Annotated in this window: 20 protein-coding genes; 4 read left to right on the top strand and 16 right to left on the bottom strand. The window is 54.7% G+C overall.

The annotated features are described in order from the left end of the window. The 15 genes from G5574_RS17100 to ilvI form a co-directional block, all read right to left on the bottom strand. Positions 1 to 918, bottom strand: a complete 918-nt coding sequence (locus tag G5574_RS17100) for a D-alanine--D-alanine ligase (RefSeq protein WP_164482949.1) — start codon at positions 916 to 918, stop codon at positions 1 to 3. Further along, positions 911 to 2,386 carry a UDP-N-acetylmuramate--L-alanine ligase gene (murC, locus tag G5574_RS17095; protein ID WP_006117678.1) on the bottom strand — a complete coding sequence of 492 codons (1,476 nt, stop codon included), beginning with the start codon at positions 2,384 to 2,386 and terminating at the stop codon, positions 911 to 913. The genes G5574_RS17100 and murC overlap by 8 nt, the downstream gene beginning before the upstream one ends. 75 nt (positions 2,387 to 2,461) lie before the next feature. After that, the gene (murG, locus tag G5574_RS17090; RefSeq protein WP_039338747.1) at positions 2,462 to 3,520 is read right to left on the bottom strand and encodes an undecaprenyldiphospho-muramoylpentapeptide beta-N-acetylglucosaminyltransferase; all 1,059 of its coding nucleotides are present in this window, start codon (positions 3,518 to 3,520) and stop codon (positions 2,462 to 2,464) included. Continuing rightward, on the bottom strand, positions 3,517 to 4,731 hold the full coding sequence (gene ftsW, locus G5574_RS17085; RefSeq protein WP_164482948.1) for a cell division protein FtsW: 1,215 nt from the start codon (positions 4,729 to 4,731) through the stop codon (positions 3,517 to 3,519). The genes murG and ftsW overlap by 4 nt, the downstream gene beginning before the upstream one ends. After that, positions 4,731 to 6,047 (bottom strand): UDP-N-acetylmuramoyl-L-alanine--D-glutamate ligase, encoded by a 1,317-nt coding sequence (murD, locus tag G5574_RS17080; RefSeq protein WP_164482947.1) that lies wholly within the window; start codon positions 6,045 to 6,047, stop codon positions 4,731 to 4,733. Before murD ends, ftsW begins: the two co-directional genes overlap by 1 nt. A gap of 2 nt (positions 6,048 to 6,049) precedes the next feature. Beyond that, the gene (mraY, locus tag G5574_RS17075) at positions 6,050 to 7,132 is read right to left on the bottom strand and encodes a phospho-N-acetylmuramoyl-pentapeptide-transferase (protein ID WP_033740254.1); all 1,083 of its coding nucleotides are present in this window, start codon (positions 7,130 to 7,132) and stop codon (positions 6,050 to 6,052) included. Then, positions 7,126 to 8,484 carry a UDP-N-acetylmuramoyl-tripeptide--D-alanyl-D-alanine ligase gene (gene murF, locus G5574_RS17070; RefSeq protein WP_164482946.1) on the bottom strand — a complete coding sequence of 453 codons (1,359 nt, stop codon included), beginning with the start codon at positions 8,482 to 8,484 and terminating at the stop codon, positions 7,126 to 7,128. The genes mraY and murF overlap by 7 nt, the downstream gene beginning before the upstream one ends. After that, complete coding sequence (gene murE, locus G5574_RS17065) at positions 8,481 to 9,968, bottom strand: UDP-N-acetylmuramoyl-L-alanyl-D-glutamate--2,6-diaminopimelate ligase (protein WP_164482945.1); 1,488 nt, start codon at positions 9,966 to 9,968, stop codon at positions 8,481 to 8,483. Before murE ends, murF begins: the two co-directional genes overlap by 4 nt. Further along, positions 9,955 to 11,721, bottom strand: coding sequence for a peptidoglycan glycosyltransferase FtsI (locus G5574_RS17060; RefSeq protein WP_006117671.1), 1,767 nt, complete (start codon positions 11,719 to 11,721; stop codon positions 9,955 to 9,957). The genes murE and G5574_RS17060 overlap by 14 nt, the downstream gene beginning before the upstream one ends. A gap of 16 nt (positions 11,722 to 11,737) precedes the next feature. Beyond that, the gene (gene ftsL / locus G5574_RS17055) at positions 11,738 to 12,058 is read right to left on the bottom strand and encodes a cell division protein FtsL (protein ID WP_006117670.1); all 321 of its coding nucleotides are present in this window, start codon (positions 12,056 to 12,058) and stop codon (positions 11,738 to 11,740) included. Next, on the bottom strand, positions 12,055 to 12,996 hold the full coding sequence (gene rsmH / locus G5574_RS17050) for a 16S rRNA (cytosine(1402)-N(4))-methyltransferase RsmH (RefSeq protein ID WP_054634505.1): 942 nt from the start codon (positions 12,994 to 12,996) through the stop codon (positions 12,055 to 12,057). The genes ftsL and rsmH overlap by 4 nt, the downstream gene beginning before the upstream one ends. A gap of 2 nt (positions 12,997 to 12,998) precedes the next feature. Further along, entirely contained in the window at positions 12,999 to 13,457 is a 459-nt protein-coding gene (gene mraZ / locus G5574_RS17045; RefSeq protein ID WP_006117668.1) for a division/cell wall cluster transcriptional repressor MraZ, read from the bottom strand. 493 nt (positions 13,458 to 13,950) lie between these two features. Then, on the bottom strand, positions 13,951 to 14,961 hold the full coding sequence (gene cra / locus G5574_RS17040; RefSeq protein ID WP_006117666.1) for a catabolite repressor/activator: 1,011 nt from the start codon (positions 14,959 to 14,961) through the stop codon (positions 13,951 to 13,953). Positions 14,962 to 15,147: 186 nt separating this feature from the next. Beyond that, on the bottom strand, positions 15,148 to 15,639 hold the full coding sequence (ilvN, locus tag G5574_RS17035) for an acetolactate synthase small subunit (protein WP_006117664.1): 492 nt from the start codon (positions 15,637 to 15,639) through the stop codon (positions 15,148 to 15,150). A 2-nt stretch (positions 15,640 to 15,641) separates the two neighbouring features. Continuing rightward, complete coding sequence (ilvI, locus tag G5574_RS17030; RefSeq protein ID WP_006117663.1) at positions 15,642 to 17,366, bottom strand: acetolactate synthase 3 large subunit; 1,725 nt, start codon at positions 17,364 to 17,366, stop codon at positions 15,642 to 15,644. Between the two features lie 903 nt (positions 17,367 to 18,269). Between ilvI and leuA the strand changes: the two genes are divergently transcribed. From leuA to leuD, 4 genes are read left to right on the top strand one after another with little or no spacing between them, the layout of a single operon-like run. Then, positions 18,270 to 19,832 carry a 2-isopropylmalate synthase gene (leuA, locus tag G5574_RS17020; protein ID WP_006117662.1) on the top strand — a complete coding sequence of 521 codons (1,563 nt, stop codon included), beginning with the start codon at positions 18,270 to 18,272 and terminating at the stop codon, positions 19,830 to 19,832. 2 nt (positions 19,833 to 19,834) lie between these two features. Then, entirely contained in the window at positions 19,835 to 20,926 is a 1,092-nt protein-coding gene (gene leuB / locus G5574_RS17015; RefSeq protein ID WP_006117661.1) for a 3-isopropylmalate dehydrogenase, read from the top strand. Positions 20,927 to 20,930: 4 nt separating this feature from the next. Beyond that, a complete protein-coding gene (gene leuC / locus G5574_RS17010) occupies positions 20,931 to 22,328 on the top strand; it encodes a 3-isopropylmalate dehydratase large subunit (protein WP_164482944.1) in 1,398 nt (465 codons plus the stop codon). A gap of 10 nt (positions 22,329 to 22,338) precedes the next feature. Then, positions 22,339 to 22,944 carry a 3-isopropylmalate dehydratase small subunit gene (leuD, locus tag G5574_RS17005; protein ID WP_033740246.1) on the top strand — a complete coding sequence of 202 codons (606 nt, stop codon included), beginning with the start codon at positions 22,339 to 22,341 and terminating at the stop codon, positions 22,942 to 22,944. Between the two features lie 72 nt (positions 22,945 to 23,016). Here leuD and G5574_RS17000 read toward each other — a convergent pair whose 3' ends face one another. Next, positions 23,017 to 24,195: an MFS transporter gene (locus G5574_RS17000; protein WP_033740244.1), complete on the bottom strand. Its 1,179-nt coding sequence runs from the start codon at positions 24,193 to 24,195 to the stop codon at positions 23,017 to 23,019. Between the last annotated feature and the right edge of the window lie 172 nt (positions 24,196 to 24,367).

Genomic DNA, 24,367 nt, shown 5'->3' with positions numbered 1-24,367 from the left:
TCAGTCGGCCAGTTCCAGAATGCGTACGACCAGTTGAGAAAAGGTCAGTCCCGCCTGCTTTGCTGCCATCGGCACTAAGCTGTGGCTGGTCATGCCCGGGGAAGTATTGGCTTCCAGCAACTGAAAGCGGCCTTCACCATCGGTCATCACATCGACACGACCCCAACCCTGACATCCCAGCGCCTGCCAGGCAGACCACACCAGCTGTTGTAATTCTGCTTCACGCTCTGCACTCAGCCCTGCGGGACAGAAGTACTGAGTATCGTCAGAAATGTATTTAGCTTCATAGTCATAAAACTCGCTGGCAGTCTTTATTTTTATCGCTGGCAGAATCTGATCGCCCAGAATGCCCACGGTATATTCTTCACCACTCAGAAACGCCTCGATAAGTACGTTATCGTCGTGACGAAATGCCTCTTCCAGCGCGGCCATCAGATCACCCTGCTGATTAACCCGGCTGATGCCAACGCTGGATCCTTCACTGCTCGGTTTAACAAACAGAGGGAAGCCCAGTGCGGCAATCGCCGCCTCTGTCGCGGCGTCCAGACCCGACTGCATCTGTGCACGGGTCATCCAGACAAACTTACCTGCCGGCAGTCCCCTGCCCTGCCACAGTAATTTGGTACGCAGCTTATCCATGGTCACCGCCGACGCCATGACCCCGCTGCCGGTATAAGGCAGTTGCAGGAATTCAAGCACGGCCTGAAGCGTGCCGTCTTCGCCACCGCGACCATGCAGCGCGATAAAGGCTTTGTCGAAGCCCTGCGCTTTCAGATCCAGTACAGACTGCTCGCGTGTATCAATACCGTGCGCATCAATGCCCGCTTCACGTAAACCGGCCAGTACGGCAGCCCCGGACATCAGGGAGACCTCACGTTCGGCTGAGGTGCCACCCATCAAAACAGCCACTTTAGACATGACGGCCCTCCACTTTGCGCTCTGGCTGCAGTTTGCATTCCGCCAGTTTACGCGCCACTTTCCCGACGTTACCTGCGCCCTGAACCAGAATCAGATCGTTACCTGACAATAACGGCGCCAGCATCTCGACTAACGCATCATGCTCCGGCACCAGAATGGGGTCGACTTTACCGCGGTTGCGGATTGCACGACACAGCGCACGGCTGTCAGCACCCGGAATCGGCGTTTCGCCGGCGGCATACACATCCAGCATCAGTAAAACGTCGACCTGTGACAGCACGTTGGCAAAATCGTCAAACAGGTCGCGCGTGCGGGTATACCGGTGCGGCTGAAAGACCATCGCCAGTTTTTTATCCGGCCAGCCTGCGCGCGCCGCTTTAATGGTGGCATCCACTTCCGTTGGGTGATGGCCATAATCATCAACCAGCATAGCCGTGCCAGGCGTGCCGTTGACCGGTTCGGTAGCAAACTCGCCCAACTGATCGAAACGACGGCCGGTTCCCTGGAAGCTCTCCAGCGCAGCCAGAATCGCGCTGTCTTCAATGCCTTCTTCGCTGGCAACCGCAACCGCTGCCGCCGCATTCAACGCGTTATGCCGTCCCGGCGCATTCAGCGTGATCGCGAGTGGTGCCTTGTCCTGACGAATCAGGTTGAAATGCACCTGAGCGCCACGCTGTTCAAAATCTTCAATGCGGAAATCCGCATCCTCGCTGAAACCATAGGTCGTAATCTGACGTCCTACACGCGGTAACAAGTCGCGAATCACCGCATCATCAACGCACATCACCGCACGGCCATAGAAGGGCAGGTTGTGCAGAAAATTGATAAACGTCTGCTTCAGGTTTTCGAAATCACCCTGATACGTGTCCATATGATCGGCTTCGATATTGGTCACGACGGCAACCATCGGCTGCAGATGCAGGAAGGACGCATCGCTCTCATCCGCCTCGGCGATCAGATAACGGCTGCTGCCCAGACGCGCATGCGTGCCCGCCGCTTTCACCAATCCACCGTTAACGAAGGTCGGATCCAAGCCACCTTCGGCATAAATGCTGGAGACCATCGCCGTTGTCGTAGTTTTGCCGTGCGTTCCGGCGATCGCAATGCCATGACGAAAGCGCATCAGTTCTGCCAGCATCTCAGCGCGACGAATCACCGGGATACGTTGCTCGCGTGCCGCAACCAGCTCAGGGTTATCCTGAGAAACCGCACTGGAGACCACGACGACACTGGCATCCGTCACGTTTTCCGGGCGGTGGTTGAAGTAAATCGTTGCGCCCAGATTGATCAGATTTTGGGTTACCGGGTTAGGCGCCAGATCAGAACCGCTAATATGGTAGCCTTCATTCGCTAACACTTCGGCAATACCGCCCATGCCAGCACCGCCGATGCCGACAAAGTGAATGTGCCGGACGCGACGCATCTCGGGCACGATTGAACGCAGTTTTGCCAGTTGTTGTGTATTCATTACGCTTTCTTATACCTACTCATTCAGTTTGTGCTCAGGTTGTTGAGCACGGGCCAGCCAGGCTGACCTGATTCTTTAACGTGCGGCGCGAGCCACTTCCTGTGCAACCCGTTCGGTGGCATCAGGTACCGCTACCGCGTGGGCCTTTTCTGCCATCGCGAGTAATGTTGAACGGTCCCAGTGACGCAACGTTTCCGCTACCGCCTCCGCAGTAAACTGCGGCTGCTCAAAAATTTTGGCTGCCCCTGCGCCTTCAAGCGGCAGGGCATTCCAGTACTGCTGGCGATCTTTGTGCTGAAACGGCACGAAAATCGCCGGTAAGCCTGCGGCAGCGATTTCGCTTACCGTTAATGCGCCAGAGCGGCAAATCACCACGTCGGCCCAGGCATACGCAGCGGCCATATCATCAATAAACTCGGTCACTTTATGCTGCGGCTGACCGGCTTGCTGATAGGCCTGTTGGACTTCTTGCAAGGCGCCCTTACCCGTTTGATGCCAGAGGGTAATGGTCTCGCCCAACCTGGCGGCAATCTGAGGCAATGTCTGGTTCAGAATGCGCGCGCCCTGACTGCCCCCGATAACCAGAATACGAATCGGTCCACTGCGGCCAGCCAGCCGTTGCGCCGGTGACGGCAGCGCCAGCACATCGGTACGCACCGGATTACCCACAACGTCCGCGTGCGGAAAGGCGCCCGGGAAGGCCTGCATGACCTTGGTGGCAATTTTAGCCAGCCATTTATTGGTGAGCCCGGCAATACCGTTCTGCTCATGGAGTACCACTGGCACCCCGCAACTCCAGGCGGCCAGACCACCGGGCCCCGATACATAACCGCCCATGCCGAGCACCACATCGGGCTTCCAGGCTTTGATAATCTTGCGCGCCTGACGCCAGGCGTTGAAGATGCGTACCGGCGCTAACAACAGCGCTTTACTGCCTTTACCGCGTAATCCACTGATGCGGATAAAATCAATGTCGATACCGTGCTTCGGTACCAGGTCGGCTTCCATACGATCGGCCGTGCCTAACCAGCGCACCTGCCAGCCCTGCGCCTCAAGATGATGCGCCACAGCCAGCCCCGGGAAAACATGCCCACCGGTTCCTCCTGCCATGACCATCAATCGTTTACCGCTCATCGACCACCCCGGGTAAACGCCTGCGCTTTAGCCAGACGCGTTTCATAATCAATACGTAACAAAAATACGATGGCCGTCGACATAATGAGCAGGCTCGAGCCACCGTAACTAATCAGCGGTAATGTCAGACCTTTTGTCGGCAACATCCCCGCCGCCGCACCCACGTTGACCAGCGCCTGAAAGCTGAACCAGACGCCGATTGAGCAGGCCAGAAAGCCGGAGAAACGTTGGTCAAGTTCAAGTGCGCGGCGGCCAATCGACATGGCGCGAAAAGCCACGAAGAATACCATTAACAGGGCTAAAACCACACCGATGTAACCCAGTTCTTCTCCGATAATCGAGAAAATAAAGTCGGTATGTGCTTCCGGCAGGTATTCCAGTTTCTGTACCGAATTGCCCAGTCCCTGGCCCCAGAATTCGCCTCGGCCAAACGCCATCAGTGACTGAGTAAGCTGGTAGCCGCTGCCGAACGGATCTTCCCACGGATTCCAGAAAGAGGTCACACGGCGCATACGATAGGGCTCGGCGATGATTAACAACACCACTGCGAAGATGCCGGAACCGATAATCGCCAGGAACTGCCACAGCTTTGCCCCCGCCAGGAAGAGCATCGCGAGCGTCGTGACAAACAGCACCACCACCGTACCCAGATCGGGCTGAGCGAGCAGCAGCACCGCCAGCACGACCATCACCCCCATCGGCTTACAGAAGCCCCAGAAGTTATTGCGGACTTCCTCAACCTTACGCACCAGATAACTGGCGAGATAACAGAAGAGCGTGAGCTTAGACAGTTCCGCTGGCTGAATACGCAGTGGACCCAGTGCAATCCAGCGTGATGCCCCGTTTACGGAGCTTCCTACGACCAGCACAATCAACAGCATGACGACCGACGCCATCAACATCACGTTGCTGTAGCGTTGCCAGAAATCCATGGGTACGCGCAGCGTGACCAGCGCGATACCAAACGCCAGCGCAATATAGAACGCATCACGCTTGGCAAAGTAGAACGGATCGTCATTCAGACGCTGTCCCACCGGCATTGAAGCCGATGTGACCATCACAAACCCGATTGCAGCCAGCCCCAGGGTCAGCCAGAGCAAAGTCCGATCATAGAGCACCTGCGAGGTATCGTCGCTCTCACGCGCCCCCATCACCCAGTTACTCAGGCGACCTGACAGATAATTCATAATGCCCGCTCCAGGAATACGCATCAGCTTAACTCCCTGGCCAGTTGCGCGAAGACATCGCCGCGCTGTTCAAAATTGCGGAACTGGTCAAGGCTGGCGCAGGCCGGGGAAAGCAGGACCATGTCGCCTGGCTGTACCTGTTTTGCAATCTGCGCCATCGCCTCCTGCAGCGTTTCGGTCCTGACCGCCACGTCAGGGCGGAGCGCGGCCAGTGCATCACCATCGCGCCCAAAGCAAAACAGCCGGATACGATCGCCCTGCAGATACGGCTGCAATGGAGAGAAATCCGCAGATTTGCCATCGCCTCCCAGCAGTAACCAGAGCGTACCGTCAACCTGTAATCCCTTCAGAGCCGCTTCCGTACTGCCCACATTGGTTGCTTTTGTATCATTGATCCAGCGCACACCGCGGCTTTCATGAACCAGCTGGAAACGGTGCGCCAGACCTGAATAAGCCGCCAGTGCGGACAGACTGGTCGAGCGTGGCAGACCAACCGCATCGGCCAGCGCCAGCGCGGCGAGCGCATTGGTGTAGTTATGCTGTCCGACCAGCGTCATCTCGTCTGTGTTCAGGACTTTTTCGCCTTTCGCCCGCAGCCAGACACTGCCCTGCTGCTTGTTCAGGTGATAATCGCCGATATCAATACCGAAACTGACACAGCGTGCGTCGGCACCGCGTACCGGCATGGTCATGCCATCGTCGGCATTCACCACGCAAACCTGAGCGTTCTCGTAAATCCGCAGTTTTGCCGCGCGATACTGCTGCATACCTAACGGATAGCGATCCATATGATCTTCGGTCACGTTCAGGATCGTGGCCGCTGCGGCCTTCAGGCTGTAGGTGGTTTCTAACTGGAAGCTGGAAAGCTCCAGAACATAGAGCTGAGCGGGCGCTTTCAGCAGGCTCAGCGCGGGCAACCCAATATTACCGCCGACGCCTACCTGCCAACCGGCGGCTTTCGCCATTTCGCCGACTAACGTAGTGACCGTACTCTTTCCGTTTGAACCGGTGATCGCCACGATCGGTGCCTGTGCTTCCCGGCAAAACAGCTCAATGTCGCCGACGATTTCAATGCCCGCGTCTGCCGCTTCACACAATGCGGGATGGGCCAGGGCAATGCCGGGGCTGGCCACGATGAGATCCGCAGCCAGCAGCCAGTCGCGATTGAGACCGCCCACATAGCGTTCCACCTGCTCAGGCAGTTTATCCAGCCCGGGCGGTGATACACGGGTATCCATCACGCGGGGCGTTACACCCTGCGCTATAAAGAAATCAACACAGGACAGGCCGGTCAGGCCTAATCCGATGATGACGACTTTTCTCCCGCGGTAATCAGCCATGATTAACGTACCTTCAGCGTCGCCAGGCCAATCAGCACCAGCATGAGCGAAATAATCCAGAAGCGCACAATCACGCGCGGCTCTGGCCAGCCTTTCAGTTCGTAATGGTGATGGATCGGTGCCATGCGGAAAATACGCTGGCCACGCAGCTTGAACGATCCCACCTGCAGGATCACCGACAGCGTTTCAACCACAAACACGCCGCCCATAATCACTAATAAAAATTCCTGGCGCAGCAGGACAGCGATGGTACCGAGCGCGCCGCCCAGTGCCAGCGAGCCGACATCGCCCATAAAGACCTGAGCCGGATAAGTGTTAAACCAGAGGAAACCTAATCCAGCCCCAACAATCGCCGTACAGACGATAACCAGCTCACCTGCGTGACGCAGATAAGGAATGTGCAGGTAATCGGCGAACTTCACGTTACCGGTCGCCCAGGCGACCAGGGCGAAACCGGCCGCAACAAACACTGTCGGCATAATGGCCAGACCATCCAACCCATCAGTCAGGTTGACGGCATTGCCGGTACCGACGATAACGAAATAGGCCAGTACGATGTAAAACAGGCCAAGCTGTGGCATCACATCTTTGAAAAACGGCACCACGAGTTCCGTCGCAGGCGTATCTTTACCAGCCAGATAGAGCGCAAAGGCGACACCGAGCGAAATCACCGACATCCAGAAATATTTCCAGCGGGCAATCAGCCCCCTGGTATCCTTGCGAACCACTTTACGGTAATCATCAACAAAGCCAATGACGCCAAAGCCCACCAGCACCACCAGCACGCACCAGACGTAGGGATTAGAAGGATAAGCCCACATCAGCACCGACAACGTAATCGAGGTCAGAATCATGATGCCGCCCATCGTCGGCGTGCCCCGCTTGCTGAAGTGCGATTCGGGACCATCATTACGGACAACCTGCCCGATCTGCAGCTTTTGCAGCCAGGCAATCAGACGCGGCCCCATCCACAGCGAAATAAACAGTGCGGTCAGCAGGCTGACAATGGCGCGAAACGTCAAATACGAAAAGACGTTAAAACCGGAATAAAATGCGACCAGATGCTCGGCCAGCCAAACTAACATGTTCCTTTCTCCTGTAAGCTCTGTACTACCTGCTCCATGGCGGCACTACGCGAACCTTTAATCAATACGGTCATTTCTTTGTGTTCGGACAGCAACTGGCGTAATCGTTCAGTCAGCGCCGTTTTATCGCTGAAATGTTCGCCAACTTCGCTACTTTCACTCATAAAGTGGCTGAACTGCCCGGTGCTTAATACCCGGTCAACGCCCGCAGCTTTGGCCGCCAGACCGACTTCGCGATGAAGTTGTTCACTTTCATCCCCTAATTCAGCCATATCGCCCACCACCATCACACGGTAGCCAGGCATTTCAGACAGCACCTGTGCCGCCGCAACCATCGATCCTACATTGGCGTTATAGCTGTCATCCAGGAGCAGTTGATGATTTGAGAGCCGGACAGGAAATAAGCGACCAGGAACGGACTGCAGGCTTTTCAGCCCGGTCTGCACCGCGCTAAGCGGTGCATCGACCGACAACGCAAGCGCCGCCGCCGCCAGAGCATTGGCGATATTGTGCCGACCGGGCAGAGGCAGAATAATGTCGATGTCACCACGGGGCGTATGCATGACAAAATGGGTGCCATCCTGGCGAATACGGATATCGCGCGCACCAAAGTCGCAGTCTGCGGCCTGCGGCGAGAAGCGCCATACCGTTTTACCGTGCAGGTTCTCCTGCCAGCGTGGCCAGTCATTGCTGTCAGCATTTAAAATCGCCGTTCCCTTTGCGGGCAGGCCGTAAAAAATTTCACCCTTCGCTTTTGCGACACCTTCAAGCGACCCGAAACCCTCAAGGTGCGCGGCAGCCAGATTATTGACCAGCGCCGCTTCCGGACGAACCAGGTCGGTGGTATAGGCGATTTCACCCTGATGATTAGCGCCAAGCTCAATCACGGCATACTGATGTTCTGGCGTGAGACGCAGCAGGGTCATGGGCACGCCAAAATCGTTATTCAGGTTACCGGCGGTATGCAGCGTTTCGCCGCACTGGCGTAAAATCGCTGCGGTCATTTCTTTCACTGACGTTTTACCGGATGAGCCGGTCAGCGCAACAACGCGGGCACTGACCTGCTGACGCACCCAGGACGCCAGCTTACCAAAGGCGATGCGCGTGTCTTTGACAACGACCTGCGGCACCGACACAGGTAAATGCTTACTTACCAGCAAGGCTTTCGCGCCCTTGGCAATCGCATCCTCGGCAAAGTCATGTGCATCGAAGCGCTCACCCACAATGGCAACAAACAGACTGTCTGCGGTGACCTTGCGGGTGTCTGTCGTGACGGTGTTGAACGTCAAATCGTCGCCGTGCAGCGTACCGCTGGTGACCTGCGCTAAGGTGCGTAATGAAACCGGAATCATGCAATGCCTCCTAACAGCGTGGCGACCGTAGCACGATCGGAGTAGTCCAGCCGCTGATGACCAATAATTTGATAATCTTCATGGCCTTTACCAGCGACTAACACAATGTCGTCGGGCTGAGCCTGCATAATAGTGCTGGTGACTGCCTGTGCACGGCCCGCGACAACGCGAGCGCGGCCCGGATCAAGAAGGCCGCTCAGAATGTCCTGCACAATTGCCGCAGGATCTTCGCTGCGCGGATTATCGTCAGTAATCACGACCACATCGGCAAACTGTTCCGCAATGGCACCCATAAGTGGGCGCTTACCTTTATCGCGATCGCCGCCACAGCCGAACAGGCACCATAGTTTACCTTTACAATGCAGGCGGGCGGCGGCCAGTGCTTTCTCTAATGCGTCGGGCGTGTGGGCATAATCCACCACGACAGTGGGTTTGCCCGGCGCGGAGAAGACTTCCATCCGTCCGGTAACCGGCTGCAGTTTTGCGGCAACGCGCAGTAAATCATCCAGTGCATAACCCAGCGCCAGCAGTGTGGCCAGCGCCAGCAACACGTTACTGACGTTAAAAGCCCCCATCAGACGACTGTCCAGTTCGCCATCGCCCCAACTGGAGCGGAAACGAATGTGGGCACCATTGTCGTGATAGTTCACCTCGGTTGCGCGAAGCCAGCGACCTTGGCAGCCAGGCTGCAGGTTATTTTCCATCGAGACAGCAACCGCATCAGGCAGGTTTGCCAGCCAGCGGCGTCCGACTTCATCGTCGGCATTCAGGATGGCCACGCCCACCTGATGTTCAGAAAACAGCAGCCATTTAGCTGACTCGTACTGTTGCATATCGCCGTGATAATCCAGGTGATCGCGACTGAGGTTGGTAAAGACAGCGGCAGCGAACGGCAAGGCTGCGACACGATGCTGCACCAGACCGTGGGAGGAGATTTCCATGGCGGTCAGCGACGCGCCCTTGCTGGCCAGTTCATCCAGAGTATGCTGGACGTCCACAGCGGAGCCGGTGGTGTTTTCGGCAGGCACGAGCTGGCCGACCAGACCATTTCCCACCGTCCCCATCACCGCGCTGGTTTCACCCAGCAGCTCAGCCCACTGGGCCAGCAACTGACTCGTGGTCGTTTTGCCATTAGTGCCGGTGATGCCAATCAGTTTTTGTCTTTCGCCCGGCTGTTGGTAAAAACGCCCCGCCAGAGCGGAAAGACGCTGGGGCAACTGTGCAAGATAGATAACCGGCACGCCGTGCATTTCGCGTATTTCACCGTCGCTCGCTTCCCCTTCGGCTTCCGCAATCACGGCGGCCACGCCCTGGGCAATGGCCTGAGGAATGAAGCGGCGTCCATCAACCTGATGGCCGGCGATAGCGACAAACAGATCACCCGCAGCCGCCACGCGACTGTCCAGCGTCATGTCACGCAACGGGCGCGCAGGTGCACCGGGCACCCACGGTCCGAGTAAGTCGCGCAGGTTACGATCTGTCACTTGTTTCCTCACTTCTGTTTGTCACCAACTCGTTCTTGTCATTGGTCGGCAGCGCATCCGGCTCGATGTTCATGGTGCGCAGTACGCCGCCCATGATGGCACCAAACACCGGTGCAGAAACCGCACCACCATAATATTTACCGGCCTGAGGATCGTTGATGACCACAACAAGCGCAAAACGAGGACGGCTGGCAGGTGCCACGCCTGCGGTATAGGCGATGTATTTGTTCACATAACGCCCGTCCGGTCCGACTTTTTTCGCCGTACCGGTTTTAATGGCGACGCGATAACCTTTAATGGCGGCTTTCACGCCGCCCCCGCCCGGCAATGCAACGCTTTCCATCATATGCACCACGGTTTTCACCAGAGCTTCAGGAAATACGCGCTCACCGCCCACCGGCGGATCCACTTTGGTGATTGAGAGCGGGCGGGCGATACCAAAGCTGCCAATCGTTGCGTAGACTCGCGCTAACTGTAACGGCGTTACCATTAGCCCGTAGCCGAAAGAGAAGGTGGCCCTCTCTATGTCAGACCACCGTTGTTTTTTAGGGTATAAGCCACTGCTTTCCCCGACCAGCCCCAAATTGGTCGGTTTACCCAGACCAAAGCGCGAGTAAGTTTCTACCAGCGCTGAGGAGGGCATCGCTAACGCCAGTCGGGAAACACCGACGTTACTCGATTTCTGTAGTACGCCAGTCAGCGTGAGTTCGTTATAGCGCGCTACGTCTTTAATCTCATGACCATTTACGCGATACGGCACGGTGTTCAAAACGCTGTTCTCTTTCACCACGCCGCGTTGCAGCGCGGTCATCACCACCATCGGTTTTACCGTCGAGCCGGGTTCGAAAATGTCGGTGATGGCCCGGTTGCGCATCAGATCTTTTGGCGTGTCGCTGAGGTTATTGGGGTTATAGGCAGGGCTGTTCGCCATCGCCAGGACCTCACCGGTATTCACATCCACCAGAACCGCCGTTCCCGATTCGGCTTTGTTAAAGGCGACCGCATTATTCAGCTCACGGTACACCAGCGCCTGTAAACGCTCGTCAATGCTCAGCGTGAGGTTATGTGCCGCACGACTGTCCACCGATGAAATGTCTTCGATAACGCGCCCATAGCGATCTTTACGCACGGTACGCTCGCCGGGCTCACCCGTCAGCCATTTGTCAAAGCTCTTTTCGATGCCTTCGATTCCCTGACCATCGATATTGGTGAAGCCAATCAGATGTGAGGTGACCTGTCCGGCAGGGTAATAACGGCGTGATTCTTCGCGCAGATGGATACCGGGCAGCTTGAGTTTTTTGACGTATTCACCAATGGCGGGATTGACCTGGCGGGCCAGATAGATGAACCGGCCTTTAGGATTGGCATTTACGCGGGCGGCCAGTTGATCAATGGGAACAGAAAGCGCATCTGAGAGCGCACGCCAGCGACTGTCGAGCGTGACACCGCCCGCATCATGCAGCTCTTTGGGATCGGCCCAGATGGCGTTAACCGGCACGCTGACCGCCAGCGGACGCCCGCCGCGGTCGCTGATCATCCCCCGCGAGGTGGGCACGGCCTGAACGCGCAGTGAACGTAAATCGCCCTCTTTAACCAGTTTGTCCGGATTAATCACCTGCAGCCAGGCCACGCGTGATAACAGCCCACCTAAGGCCAGTAAAATGCAACCGCATAACAACGCAAAACGCCAGCTTACAAAGCTGGCTTTATCTTCTGGTTTTTTTAACTTCAGCGTTCTTTTTACGCCGCTCATTAGCAGTAACAGGTCCTTATTTTTGCACCACGATGTTTTCCTGCGAAGGATCAACGTGCTGCATCTGCAGCTTCTCGGTGGCGATCCGCTCAACGCGGCTGTGATCGCCAAGGGCATTCTCTTCCAGAATTAAGTTGCGCCACTCAATGTCCAGCGCATCGCGCTCAAGCACCAGTTGCTCTCGCTGGGCAGTCAGCAAGCGTGTTTTGTGCGTCGTTGTCACGACCAGCACGGCAGAAACCAGCACAGCAATCAGCAACAGAAAAGGGAGTTTCCCTTTACGCATAATGTCGCCCGCGATGACAGCGGGTAAGCTGTGCCGTTCGTTGCCAATCATGCGTCAGTTCGCTCCGCAATTCGTAAAACGGAACTGCGCGCACGGGGATTCTCTTTCACCTCCGTGTCGCCAGGTACCATTTTGCCTAGCAGCTTCAACTGACGCCCACCCAGTGCATTCAGTTGCTGCTCGGTCATGGGTAAGCCATGGGGCACCTGCGGCCCGCGGCTCTGATCGCGCATAAACCGCTTCACCAACCGGTCTTCCAGCGAATGGAAGCTGATGACAGACAAACGCCCTTGCGGAGCCAGCACATCGACTGCACCTTTTAATGCGGTGTCGATCTCTTCCAGTTCGCTGTTGATCCAGATGCGAATGGCCTGGAAACTACGGGTCGCCGGGTGTTTGAACTTGTCTTTAACCGGTGTTGCTGCGGCAATCACCTCTGCCAGCTCTTTCGTGCGCGTCATCGGTTGATCCCGGTTGCGTTCCACAATCGCCCGCGCAATCCGCTTCGCAAATCGTTCTTCACCATAGGTTTTCAGCACAAAGGCGATATCGGCCTCTTCTGCCTGCATCAACCATTCGGCGGCAGAGTGGCCGCGCGTGGGATCCATGCGCATATCCAGCGGCCCGTCGCGCATAAATGAAAACCCGCGTTCGGCATCATCCAACTGCGGGGATGACACGCCCAGATCCAGTAATATGCCGTCAATCTGACCTGCCAGTTCACGCTCTGCCACATACTCCGCCAGCGCGGAAAAGGGGCCATGAACAATGGAAAAACGCGGATCCTTTATTTCAGCGGCCGCGGCGATAGCTTGCGGATCACGGTCAATGGCGATGAGCTTTCCGTTGGCGCCAAGCTGCGCCAGAATCAAGCGTGAGTGACCGCCACGACCAAAGGTGCCGTCAATATAGATTCCGTCTTCCTTGATGTTGAGGCCATTCACTGCCTCATCCAACAGCACGGTGGTGTGTTTATAATTTTCCTGCATAGCTATAGCGATAAATCCTGCAACCGCTCAGATAAAGGCGACTGAGCTGACTGTTCTGCGTCAATATCATCCCTGACTTGTTGATACCAGGTCTGTTCATCCCACAGTTCAAACTTGTTGAACTGCCCAACCAGCATCACTTCTTTGCTTAAATTTGCATGCTGGCGAAGGGTATTCGCCAGCAATAAGCGGCCCGCATTATCCATCTGACACTCACTGGCATGTCCCAACAGTAAACGCTGCACGCGGCGCTCCATCGGATTCATGCTGGACAGACTCGCCAGTTTTTTCTCAATGATTTCCCATGCGGGTAAGGTGTAAAGCAACAGGCATGGCTGATGGAGGTCGATGGTACAAACCATCTGCCCCTGCGATTCCTCGTTCAGCAAATTACGGTAACGGGTTGGTACCGCCAGTCGTCCTTTGCTGTCGAGATTGACTAACGTTGCTCCACGGAACATGTCAGTCTCACCCCTCAGTTACCCATTTGCACCACTTTATCCCACTTTTTACCACAAAACGAGTTTAAGGATCGTAGGAAATCATTGTCAAGCCGGAGCGGCAGTAGAATATGATTATTTACCGAGGCGGGAATTAACACTGAAAAGGTTTCAAAACGCCGGAAGATGATTAATCAAAATTAAACTAATGAATAATTGAATAAAAAATTCAGCTCTGAAAAAAAACGGCGAAAATTAACACGTTTATTACGGTTGAATAATCCGATGCCGTTTTGAGACAGGGGACGCATTTTAGGGGATTTCTTAACGGAAGCCTAGCCACTCGCCTGATGTTAAGGGGCTAAACCAGCGTTAAGTTGTAAGTAAACAAGAATGGTCTGTTAACTTAATTTGTTAGAATGAATGTTAAACGCTTACGCTTTTTTACTTTGGATAAGAAAGAGTTTAAAAACAGCATTTAAACATCGGGGCAGACAAATCGCTGCCCGTATTATTAATTAGAAATTCTGCTTAATTGTCCGCGACGTAATAAATTGCGGCGAATACGCGTTAATCCAGGCTTGGGTTTACGCGGTTCATCAAGAGACGCTAATACCAATTCCAGTACCCGTTCGGCTACATCACGATGACGCTGGCCTACCGATAACACCGGGCACTCCAGGAAGTCCAGCAGTTCATGATCGCCAAAGGTGGCGATCGCCAGATTGGACGGCAGGCGGCCGTTACGCTTCAGGGTCACATCCATCACACCCTGTAACAGGCCGAATGACGTGGTGAACAGCGCGTCTGGCATTGAGTGATCCTGCAAATACTTTTCGAACACGGCGGCCGACGCCGTGCGCTCAAAACTATTGCAATAGAGGAAGTCGATGGGACGCTCATCCCCTTTCCAGGCTTCTCTGAATCCCAGCTCACGCAGAAAGCTGACCGATAATTCTGGTAACGCGCCCATGAACAGAACGTTGCTGACCTTAAGCTGACGCAGTTCAGCCGCCAGGGCATAAGCATCGTCCTGGTCAGCACCGACCACGCTGGTAAAGTGTTCACGATCCAGCGCGCGGTCCAGTGCGATAATGGGCAGGGGATTGTTAATCCAGCGTTGATAAAAAGGATGCTCAGGAGGAAGTGAAGTGGATACGATAATGGCGTCCACCTGGCGTTGCAGCAGATGCTCAATACAGCGCATTTCATTGTCAGGCTGATCTTCAGAACAGGCGATCAATAACTGGTAGCCACGCTGGCGGGCCTGACGCTCAAGATAGTTAGCAATACGTGTATAACTGGTGTTTTCCAGATCGGGAATCACCAGACCGATCGAGCGCGTGCGCCCGGCGCGCAGCCCTGCCGCCACAGCATTAGGATGATAGTTATGCTCGCGGACCACCGCCATGACTTTCTCAACGGTTTTATCGCTGACACGATACTGCCGTGCCTTTCCATTAATGACGTAACTGGCCGTGGTGCGCGATACACCCGCCAGGCGCGCAATTTCATCCAGTTTCACTGTAACCCCACCGTTAAGCGGGTCTGATAACCCGCAGATAAGCTATGGACATTCTTTTATCACATCTAACAGCAGAAAAGTGCGCGGAGCAACCGCTTTTCTGATGGTGAACCTTGTTCTGCACAAAAAAGAAAAAACCCGGCATTTCGCCGGGTTACATTCGTTTTAGATCGTTACGGCGCGTGATTAACGCATTATCCGTTCGCCACGTGAAACACCGACGATGCCGGAGCGCGCGACTTCTACAATTTCAGCCACTTCGCGTACCGTGCTTAAGAATGCATCCAGCTTATCGCTGGTGCCTGCCAGCTGAACCGTGTAAAGCGAAGGCGTCACATCAATAATCTGGCCCCGGAAAATTTCTGCGCTGCGCTTTACCTCTTCGCGGCCATAACCTGTCGCCTGAATTTTCACCAGCATAATTTCACGTTCGACGTAAGCGCCCTGCCCTAACTCGGTCACACGCAAAACATCGACCAGTTTGTGCAGCTGTTTCTCAATCTGCTCCAGGACTTTCTGGTCGCCAACAGTCTGAATCGTCATGCGTGACAGCGTAGGATCGTCCGTGGGCGCAACCGTCAGGCTCTCAATGTTGTAGCCACGCTGTGAAAACAGGCCAACAACACGAGACAATGCGCCGGATTCGTTTTCCAGCAAAACCGATAAAATGCGACGCATAATTAAGTCCTCTCCGTTTTGCTCAACCACATCTCATCCATACTGCCACCGCGAATCTGCATCGGGTAAACATGCTCACTGCCGTCAACGTTAACATCAACAAACACCAGTCGTCCTTTTGCCAGAGTTTCCAGTGCCAGCGTCAGCTTCTCTTCCAGCTCCGCAGGATGACTGATGGCAATGCCTACGTGACCATAGGCCTCCGCCAGGCGAACGAAATCAGGCAATGATTCCATATAAGACTGAGAATGGCGGCCAGAGTAAATCATGTCCTGCCACTGTTTCACCATGCCCAGGAAACGGTTGTTCAGGTTCAGCACTAATACCGGCAGATCATACTGGAGCGCGGTCGAAAGCTCCTGAATGTTCATCTGAATACTGCCATCGCCCGTCACGCAAATCACGGTTTCGTCAGGCAGCGCCATTTTGACACCCAGCGCGGCAGGCAGGCCGAAGCCCATGGTGCCGAGGCCACCAGAGTTAATCCAGCGACGGGGTTTATCAAAGGTGTAGTAGAGCGCGGCAAACATCTGATGCTGCCCTACGTCCGATGTCACGTAAGCATCACCATTAGTAAGACGGCAGATGGTTTCGATCACGGCCTGGGGTTTGATTTTGTCACTGGTACGATCGTAGGCAAGGCACTGACGCCCGCGCCAGGTCTCAATCGACTGCCACCAGTCACGCAGACTGTCTAACTGCTGCTTCGCCTCCGTGTGATCAAGCAGTTCCAGCATCTGCTGTAACGTCTGTTTTGCATCGCCCACAATCGGAATATCCGCGGAGACCGTTTTGGAAATCGACGTCGGATCGATATCAATATGCATCACGGTGGCGTTCGGGCAGTATTTTGCCAGATTGTTGGTGGTGCGATCGTCAAAACGTACACCAACGCCGAAGATCAAATCGGCATTGTGCATCGTCATATTCGCTTCGTAGGTGCCGTGCATACCGAGCATACCTACGCACTGGCGATGGCTGCCAGGGAACGCACCCAGCCCCATCAGTGAAGTCGTGACCGGAATATTCAGGCGCTCAGCCAGCTGCAACAGCTCGGCTTCACACGACGACGTAATGGCACCGCCGCCGGCATAGATAACCGGCTTATGCGCCGCCAGTAAGGTTTGTAACGCACGCTTAATCTGGCCTTTATGGCCCTGAATTGTCGGATTATACGAGCGCATGCTCACTTCCTGCGGATAGTGATAAGGCAGCTTATTCGCAGGGTTAAGGATATCTTTTGGCAGATCGATAACCACCGGTCCCGGGCGACCGCTGGATGCCAGCCAGAACGCTTTTTTCAGTACCGTCGGGATCTCTTCGGTGTTTTTCACCAGAAAACTGTGTTTCACCACCGGGCGGGAAATCCCCACCATGTCACATTCCTGGAAGGCATCATAACCAATCAGCGAAGACGGCACCTGACCCGACAGAATGACTAACGGAATAGAATCCATATAGGCGGTCGCGATACCGGTGATCGCATTGGTTGCACCCGGCCCGGACGTCACCAGCACCACACCGACTTCACCGGTTGCGCGTGCCAGACCATCGGCCATGTGGACCGCACCCTGCTCGTGGCGGACCAGAACATGGTCGATGCCCCCCACAGTTTGCAGTGCATCATAGATATCGAGTACTGCGCCACCCGGATAACCGAACACTTGCTTCACGCCCTGGTCGATCAACGACCGGACGACCATTTCGGCTCCTGACAACATCTCCATTTTCTGCCTCCCGGCTTGAGGAACTGAATCCACTGGCGACGGCTTTTCCGCTAGCCATATGCATCCTGCCCTGTTTCGCCAATTAAAATCAAAACCTTATGTTTTTGCTAAGACCGCAGAACTCATTTCTGCGATCCAGATACAGAGAATTCTGCTGGGTTAATTTTTCTAAGAGTAGGTCGATTACCATAACCGTAGAAAAACGGGCTGGCAAACGCCAAACGCATTTGATGAAAGGCGGCGGGATTCAAAGCCTCTGCCCGCCAACTTTTGCCTGCGATTATTAAACTAAATACGTTCAATAATGGCAGAGGAAAATGCTGTGAATGATATTTTTTGTAGCCATATCTAAGAAATAAAAAAAACCTATGACGAACGGACTCAGCCAGCCATCTTTTCCTCATGCGTTTTTATGGCGTAATTATCTTATAAAAATTTAAAGCGCATGAGATTATGCTGCCTGAGATGGCCTGATTATGGATAAAGCGATACTGGAATATTAATTTATCATTATATTTCATCACCTTAAAAATCAGACTTTCTCCTGTAACCCCGTATCAGCAGTAATGAACGTCATGGGTTCTGTCCGCCTCGTTTAATACTCTGTGAGCGTCAAAAATGTCAGAACATTTTTCTTTGTGGCGGCTGAAAATAACCCTTCGCTTATGGTTGACATCGATTGTTGATTCCAGTACCAATAGATGCAGCAAAAAATTCACGGGGTTTGAAACATGTCACGTTCTTTTCGTCTATCAGGTCTACTACTTATCGCAAATTCTCTGCGCGGTAGACTTGTGGGCGAAATCAAACACTGATTCGAACCTGCTAAAAGTTAAAAACCCGCGCCTGTCGCGGGTTTTTTTATGCTCGTTGCAAGGCAAGAAACGCAAAAGGATGAACACGATGAGCCAGCAAGTTATTATTTTCGATACCACTCTGCGTGATGGTGAACAGGCCTTACAGGCCAGCCTGAGTGTGAAAGAAAAACTGCAGATTGCGTTAGCGCTGGAACGTATGGGCGTTGATGTGATGGAAGTCGGCTTCCCCGTCTCGTCACCAGGTGATTTTGAATCCGTACAAACCATTGCGCGTACTATTAAAAACAGTCGGGTTTGCGGCCTGGCGCGCTGCGTTGAGCAGGACATTGATGCCGCCTACGAATCATTGCGGGTTGCCGAGGCCTTCCGCATCCATACCTTTATTGCCACCTCGCCGATGCATATCGCCACGAAACTGCGCAGCACCTTACCCGAGGTAATTGAGCGGGCGGTGCGCATGGTAAAACGTGCCCGTAACTATACGGACGATGTTGAATTCTCCTGTGAAGACGGTGGTCGTACGCCCATTGACGACCTGTGCCGCATGGTCGAAGCCGCCATAAATGCGGGCGCAACCACCATCAATATCCCTGATACCGTTGGCTATACCCTGCCGAATGAATACGCCAACATTATCAGCCAGTTAATCAACCGCGTACCGAATATCGACAAAGCGATTCTGTCTGTGCACACACACGACGATTTAGGCATGGCCACCGGTAATGCGATTGCAGCGGTGCAGGCCGGGGCGCGTCAGGTGGAAGGGACATTGAACGGCCTGGGCGAACGTGCCGGTAACTGTGCGCTGGAAGAAGTGATCATGGCGATTAAAACCCGCCAGCAGATCATGAATGTTCATACCAACATTCACCATCATGAAATTTATCGTACCAGCCAGATGATAAGCCAGATCTGCAATATGCCGATTCCGGCCAACAAAGCGGTTGTCGGATCGAACGCGTTTGCCCACTCATCGGGCATTCATCAGGACGGCGTGATTAAGAATCGTGAAAACTATGAAATCCTGACGCCAGAATCCATTGGCCTGCATAAAATTCAGCTTAATCTGACATCCCGTTCCGGTCGTGCAGCGGTAAAACATCGCATGGAAGAGATGGGCTACACAGAGAGCGAATACAATCTGGATTCCCTGTATGACGCTTTCCTGAAACTGGCGGACAAGAAAGGTCAGGTTTTTGACTACGACCTGGAAGCGCTGGCTTTCATCGACAAACAAAACGAAGAGCCTGAATTTTTCCAACTGAATGATTTCACTGTGCAGTCAGGCTCCAGTATTACGGCGACCGCGTCGGTCAATCTGGGTTGTGGCGAACAGACGAAATCAGAAGCGGCGACCGGGAACGGTCCGGTTGATGCGGTTTATCAGGCCATTAACCGAATTACCCAGTTCAATGCCGAGCTGGTTAATTACAAGCTGACGGCAAAAGGCCACGGCGAAAATGCCCTGGGCCAGGTCGATATTGTGGTGAGCTACAACAACCGCAAATTCCACGGCGTTGGTCTGGCGACAGATATCGTCGAATCGTCTGCCAAAGCGATGGTGAACGCCTTAAACAACATCTGGCGAGCCAAACAGGTCGAGAAAGAGTTACAGCGCAAGTCTAAAGATCAGAAGGAAACGGTGTAATCATGTCAAACTCTTCACATATCGCAGTACTGGCGGGCGACGGTATCGGCCCGGAAGTGATGGCGCAGGCTATCAAGGTATTAGATGCCGTTCGTCAGCGCTTTAATCTGCGTATTACCACCAGCGAATACGATGTGGGCGGCATCGCCATTGACCGCCATGGTGAACCGCTCCCCCCGGCCACTGTAGCCGGTTGTGAGCAGGCTAATGCGATTCTGTTCGGTTCCGTGGGCGGGCCAAAATGGGAACACCTGCCCCCGGCTTCCCAGCCCGAACGTGGCGCGCTGCTTCCCCTGCGTAAGCATTTTAAACTGTTCAGTAACCTGCGCCCGGCGGCGCTGTACAGTGGTCTCGAAGCGTTTTGTCCACTGCGCAGCGATATCGCGGCACGCGGTTTCGACATTCTGTGTGTCCGTGAACTGACCGGCGGCATCTATTTTGGTCAGCCGAAAGGACGTGAAGGCAGCGGTCCGCATGAACGCGCGTTTGATACCGAAGTCTACCATCGCTTTGAAATCGAACGTATTGCACGTCAGGCTTTCGAGTCCGCCCGCAAGCGCCGCAACAAAGTGACCTCCGTGGATAAAGCCAACGTACTGCAAACCTCGGTCATGTGGCGCGAGATCGTCAACGAGATTGCGAAAGATTATCCCGATGTGCAGTTGAGCCATATGTACATCGACAATGCCACCATGCAGCTGATTAAAGATCCTTCTCAGTTCGACGTGCTGCTGTGCTCAAACCTGTTTGGCGACATTCTGTCAGACGAGTGCGCGATGATCACCGGTTCTATGGGCATGCTGCCCTCAGCCAGCCTGAGCGAAGACGGCTTTGGCCTCTACGAACCGGCTGGCGGCTCCGCACCGGATATCGCCGGGCAGAACATTGCCAACCCGATTGCTCAGATTTTGTCGCTGTCACTGCTGCTGCGCTACAGCCTGAACGCCGATGAGGCCGCTGCCAGTATTGAACGCGCCATCAGCCGTGCGTTAGCCGAAGGTTACCGCACCAAAGATTTAGCCGGTGATGGCCCTGCGATTAGCACCGATGAGATGGGCAGCATCATTGCTCGCTTTGTCGCCGAGGAAAAATAATAAAATGAAAACTTTATACCAGAAGTTATTTGATGCACATGTCGTTCAAGAAGCGCCGAATGAAACGCCGCTGCTCTATATTGACCGTCACCTGATTCATGAGGTGACCTCACCGCAGGCGTTTGATGGCTTGCGGGCGCACGGTCGTAAAGTGCGCCAGCCATCGAAAACCTTCGCCACCATGGATCACAACGTTTCTACCCAGACCAAAGATATTCATGCCTCGGGTGAAATGGCCCGTATTCAGATGCAGGAGCTGATCAAGAACTGTGCGGAATTTGGCGTGCAGTTATATGACCTGAATCACCCGTTCCAGGGCATCGTGCACGTCATCGGTCCGGAACAAGGCATGACCTTACCGGGCATGACCATTGTCTGCGGTGACTCGCACACGGCTACACACGGCGCTTTTGGCTCGCTGGCCTTCGGTATCGGTACCTCTGAAGTCGAGCACGTTTTTGCCACTCAAACCCTGAAACAGGGCCGTGCTAAAACCATGAAGATTGAAGTGACAGGTACGGTTGCCCCGGGCATTACGGCGAAAGACATCGTGCTGGCCATTATCGGCAAAACCGGCAGCGCGGGCGGTACCGGCCATGTTGTCGAATTCTGTGGTTCCGCGATCGAAGCGCTGAGCATGGAAGGCCGCATGACGCTGTGTAACATGGCTATCGAGATGGGCGCAAAAGCCGGTCTGGTGGCTCCCGATGAAACCACCTTCGCCTACCTGAAAGGACGTCAGTTTTCACCGGAAGGTGAGAAATGGGTGCAGGCCGTTGAATACTGGCGCACGCTGAAATCCGATCCGGACGCGAAATTTGACCGCGTCGTGACGCTGCGTGCAGAAGAGATCGCCCCGCAGGTTACCTGGGGAACGAACCCTGGGCAGGTTATCGCGGTGGATGCGCAGATTCCCGACCCGGCCTCGTTTGCGGATCCCGTGGAGCGGGCATCCGCAGAGAAGGCGCTGGCTTATATGAACCTGCAACCCGGTATCAAACTGACCGACGTCAGCATCGATAAAGTCTTTATTGGTTCCTGCACTAACTCGCGCATCGAAGATCTGCGCGCCGCCGCCGCGATTGCCAAAGGGCGTAAAGTTGCGCCGGGCGTTCAGGCTCTGGTGGTGCCAGGTTCAGGCCCGGTTAAAGCCCAGGCCGAAGCCGAAGGGCTGGATAAGATCTTTATTGAGGCCGGATTTGAATGGCGCCTGCCTGGCTGCTCCATGTGTCTGGCGATGAATAACGACCGCCTGAATCCCGGCGAGCGTTGTGCTTCAACCAGTAACCGTAACTTCGAAGGCCGCCAGGGCCGTGGCGGACGGACACATTTGGTCAGCCCGGCGATGGCCGCTGCTGCTGCCGTTAATGGCCATTTCGCTGATATTCGCAGCCTGACATAAGGACGCCATCATGGCAGAAAAATTTACGCAACATACGGGTTTGGTGGTGCCACTGGATGCCGCTAACGTCGACACCGACGCCATCATTCCAAAGCAGTTTTTGCAGAAAGTGACGCGTGTTGGTTTCGGTGCGCATCTGTTTAACGACTGGCGTTTCCTGGACGATCACGGCCTGGAGCCCAATCCGGATTTCGTGCTCAACTTCCCGGAGTACAAAGGGGCGTCCATCCTGCTGGCACGTGAAAACTTTGGCTGTGGTTCGTCACGTGAGCATGCGCCATGGGCACTGACCGATTACGGTTTTAAAGTCGTCATCGCGCCGAGCTTTGCCGATATTTTTTATGGCAACAGCTTTAATAACCAACTGCTGCCGGTCACGTTGACTGAGGAGCAGGTAGACGAATTGTTTACCCTGGTAAAAGCCCGTCCGGGCATCCGCTTCGAAGTGGATCTGGAAGCGCAGGTGGTTAAAGCCGGCGACAAGACCTACAGCTTTAAGATTGATGATTTCCGTCGCCACTGCATGCTGAACGGACTGGACAGCATCGGCCTGACGCTGCAGCACGAAAGCGCGATTTCAGCTTACGAAAATAACCAGCCCGCCTTTATGCGCTAAGCTTCGTTATCACCGTACGGCCCGGTCTGCTGACCGGGCTTTTTTTTGCCCTGCGCATCTCACAGGCGCAGATCACGCCTCTTTGACTCTTCTGATCATCACCAACGTAACCAGCGAAATCGCTGCAATCACCCAGTACACACTGCCGTGCCCAAAATGTTCAACCAGCGCACCCTGACATAGCCCCGCCAGGATAATCCCGGTCGAAATGCTGTTAGTAAACAGGGTGGTGGCCGCGCCCGCCCGTCCAGGCATCAGATCCTGAAACCACAACATGCCAATGCCTGCGACCACGCCGATAAACAGGGCGTTAAACACCTGCAGGATCAGCAGCGCCAGATGGCTGTGAAACAGGATAAGGCCGCTGTAGAACACGACGGCAGCAGCCACGGCGGCGGCCATCATATTCCGCTTGCCCCATCGTTTGGCGTAAAAGCCCGCCACGATCATGACCGGGATCTCCAGCCCTGCAGCCGTGCCCATTAAGATTCCGGCCAGATTTTCAGGTAAGCCCAGATCCGTACTGATCCATAACGGCATGTCGATGATATACATGGTGTTGCAGGTCCACATCAGCGTCGATGCGGCAAACAAAATACGCACATCACGAATACGCCAGCCACTCAGCGGAATTCCGCCTGACTGCATCAGGGACGCGGTGCGCGGCACCGAGGGCACCGTGAACCAGATCAGCAGAAAACAGAGAAAAAACAGCCCGGCGGCCACGCTGAACAACGTGACAAAGCCAAAATTCAGCGCCAGCGCAAATGATAATGGCGGGCCAATCACCCAGGCCAGCGAGACCTGAGCACGCATGACAGAGCTGAACATCACCACTTCGCGCGAAGCACTGTCGGCATATTCACGCGCCAGGGCAAAAAGCTGCGGCATGGCGACATTCGCCAGCGACGACAGCAGTACGCCCAGCGTTATCAGCGTCAGATAATGGCGGGTAAAGGCGAACAGGAGCGCGTTTGCCAACGCCAGCATGCAGCACAGCAAGATGATATTGCGGCGATCGCCGACCCGGTCGGAACGTTTTGCGATCATCATGCTCACCACAATCCCGGCAACGGCATTGAGGGTAAAAAACAGCCCAACCCACAGCGGCGGCACCTGCACTTCTCGCGATAAAAACAGGCTCAGCGTCGGTGCCTGAAGCGCGCCCGCTACGCCGAGGATAAAGGCGGTCACCATAAAAGCGAAAAACACTGGATTGAAACGGCGCGAGAATGCTAACAAAGATTTCATGCCTTATCCCTGACAGAACAACAATAGAAACGGGAAGCGTGTCCCCCGACCATAACCTGCAACGTAAAAAAAACCAGCAGAATAACTCTGCTGGCAAAATCGTAGCACACTACTCAGAAGGGACGGGCATCGCTGCCGTCCATGTCAGAGCGCCATCCATCGCTGAATGCCT

The organism is Pantoea stewartii (assembly GCF_011044475.1).
GTDB lineage: Bacteria > Pseudomonadota > Gammaproteobacteria > Enterobacterales > Enterobacteriaceae > Pantoea > Pantoea stewartii.
The sequence above is the reverse complement of the archived record's forward strand: the minus strand, read 5'-3'. Positions and strand labels throughout refer to the sequence as shown.

Bases quoted from the DNA above. Each gene is read 5' to 3' on its own strand.
- ilvI (WP_006117663.1), bottom strand. From the start codon at position 17,366: ATGGAGATGTTGTCAGGAGCCGAAATGGTCGTCCGGTCGTTGATCGAC.
- G5574_RS17060 (WP_006117671.1), bottom strand. From the start codon at position 11,721: ATGAGCGGCGTAAAAAGAACGCTGAAGTTAAAAAAACCAGAAGATAAA.
- rsmH (WP_054634505.1), bottom strand. From the start codon at position 12,996: ATGCAGGAAAATTATAAACACACCACCGTGCTGTTGGATGAGGCAGTG.
- ftsL (WP_006117670.1), bottom strand. From the start codon at position 12,058: ATGATTGGCAACGAACGGCACAGCTTACCCGCTGTCATCGCGGGCGAC.
- murF (WP_164482946.1), bottom strand. From the start codon at position 8,484: ATGATTCCGGTTTCATTACGCACCTTAGCGCAGGTCACCAGCGGTACG.
- ftsW (WP_164482948.1), bottom strand. From the start codon at position 4,731: ATGCGTATTCCTGGAGCGGGCATTATGAATTATCTGTCAGGTCGCCTG.
- G5574_RS17100 (WP_164482949.1), bottom strand. From the start codon at position 918: ATGTCTAAAGTGGCTGTTTTGATGGGTGGCACCTCAGCCGAACGTGAG.
- mraZ (WP_006117668.1), bottom strand. From the start codon at position 13,457: ATGTTCCGTGGAGCAACGTTAGTCAATCTCGACAGCAAAGGACGACTG.
- ilvN (WP_006117664.1), bottom strand. From the start codon at position 15,639: ATGCGTCGCATTTTATCGGTTTTGCTGGAAAACGAATCCGGCGCATTG.
- G5574_RS17000 (WP_033740244.1), bottom strand. From the start codon at position 24,195: ATGAAATCTTTGTTAGCATTCTCGCGCCGTTTCAATCCAGTGTTTTTC.
- leuA (WP_006117662.1), top strand. From the start codon at position 18,270: ATGAGCCAGCAAGTTATTATTTTCGATACCACTCTGCGTGATGGTGAA.
- leuD (WP_033740246.1), top strand. From the start codon at position 22,339: ATGGCAGAAAAATTTACGCAACATACGGGTTTGGTGGTGCCACTGGAT.
- leuC (WP_164482944.1), top strand. From the start codon at position 20,931: ATGAAAACTTTATACCAGAAGTTATTTGATGCACATGTCGTTCAAGAA.
- murD (WP_164482947.1), bottom strand. From the start codon at position 6,047: ATGGCTGATTACCGCGGGAGAAAAGTCGTCATCATCGGATTAGGCCTG.
- murG (WP_039338747.1), bottom strand. From the start codon at position 3,520: ATGAGCGGTAAACGATTGATGGTCATGGCAGGAGGAACCGGTGGGCAT.
- murC (WP_006117678.1), bottom strand. From the start codon at position 2,386: ATGAATACACAACAACTGGCAAAACTGCGTTCAATCGTGCCCGAGATG.
- mraY (WP_033740254.1), bottom strand. From the start codon at position 7,132: ATGTTAGTTTGGCTGGCCGAGCATCTGGTCGCATTTTATTCCGGTTTT.
- leuB (WP_006117661.1), top strand. From the start codon at position 19,835: ATGTCAAACTCTTCACATATCGCAGTACTGGCGGGCGACGGTATCGGC.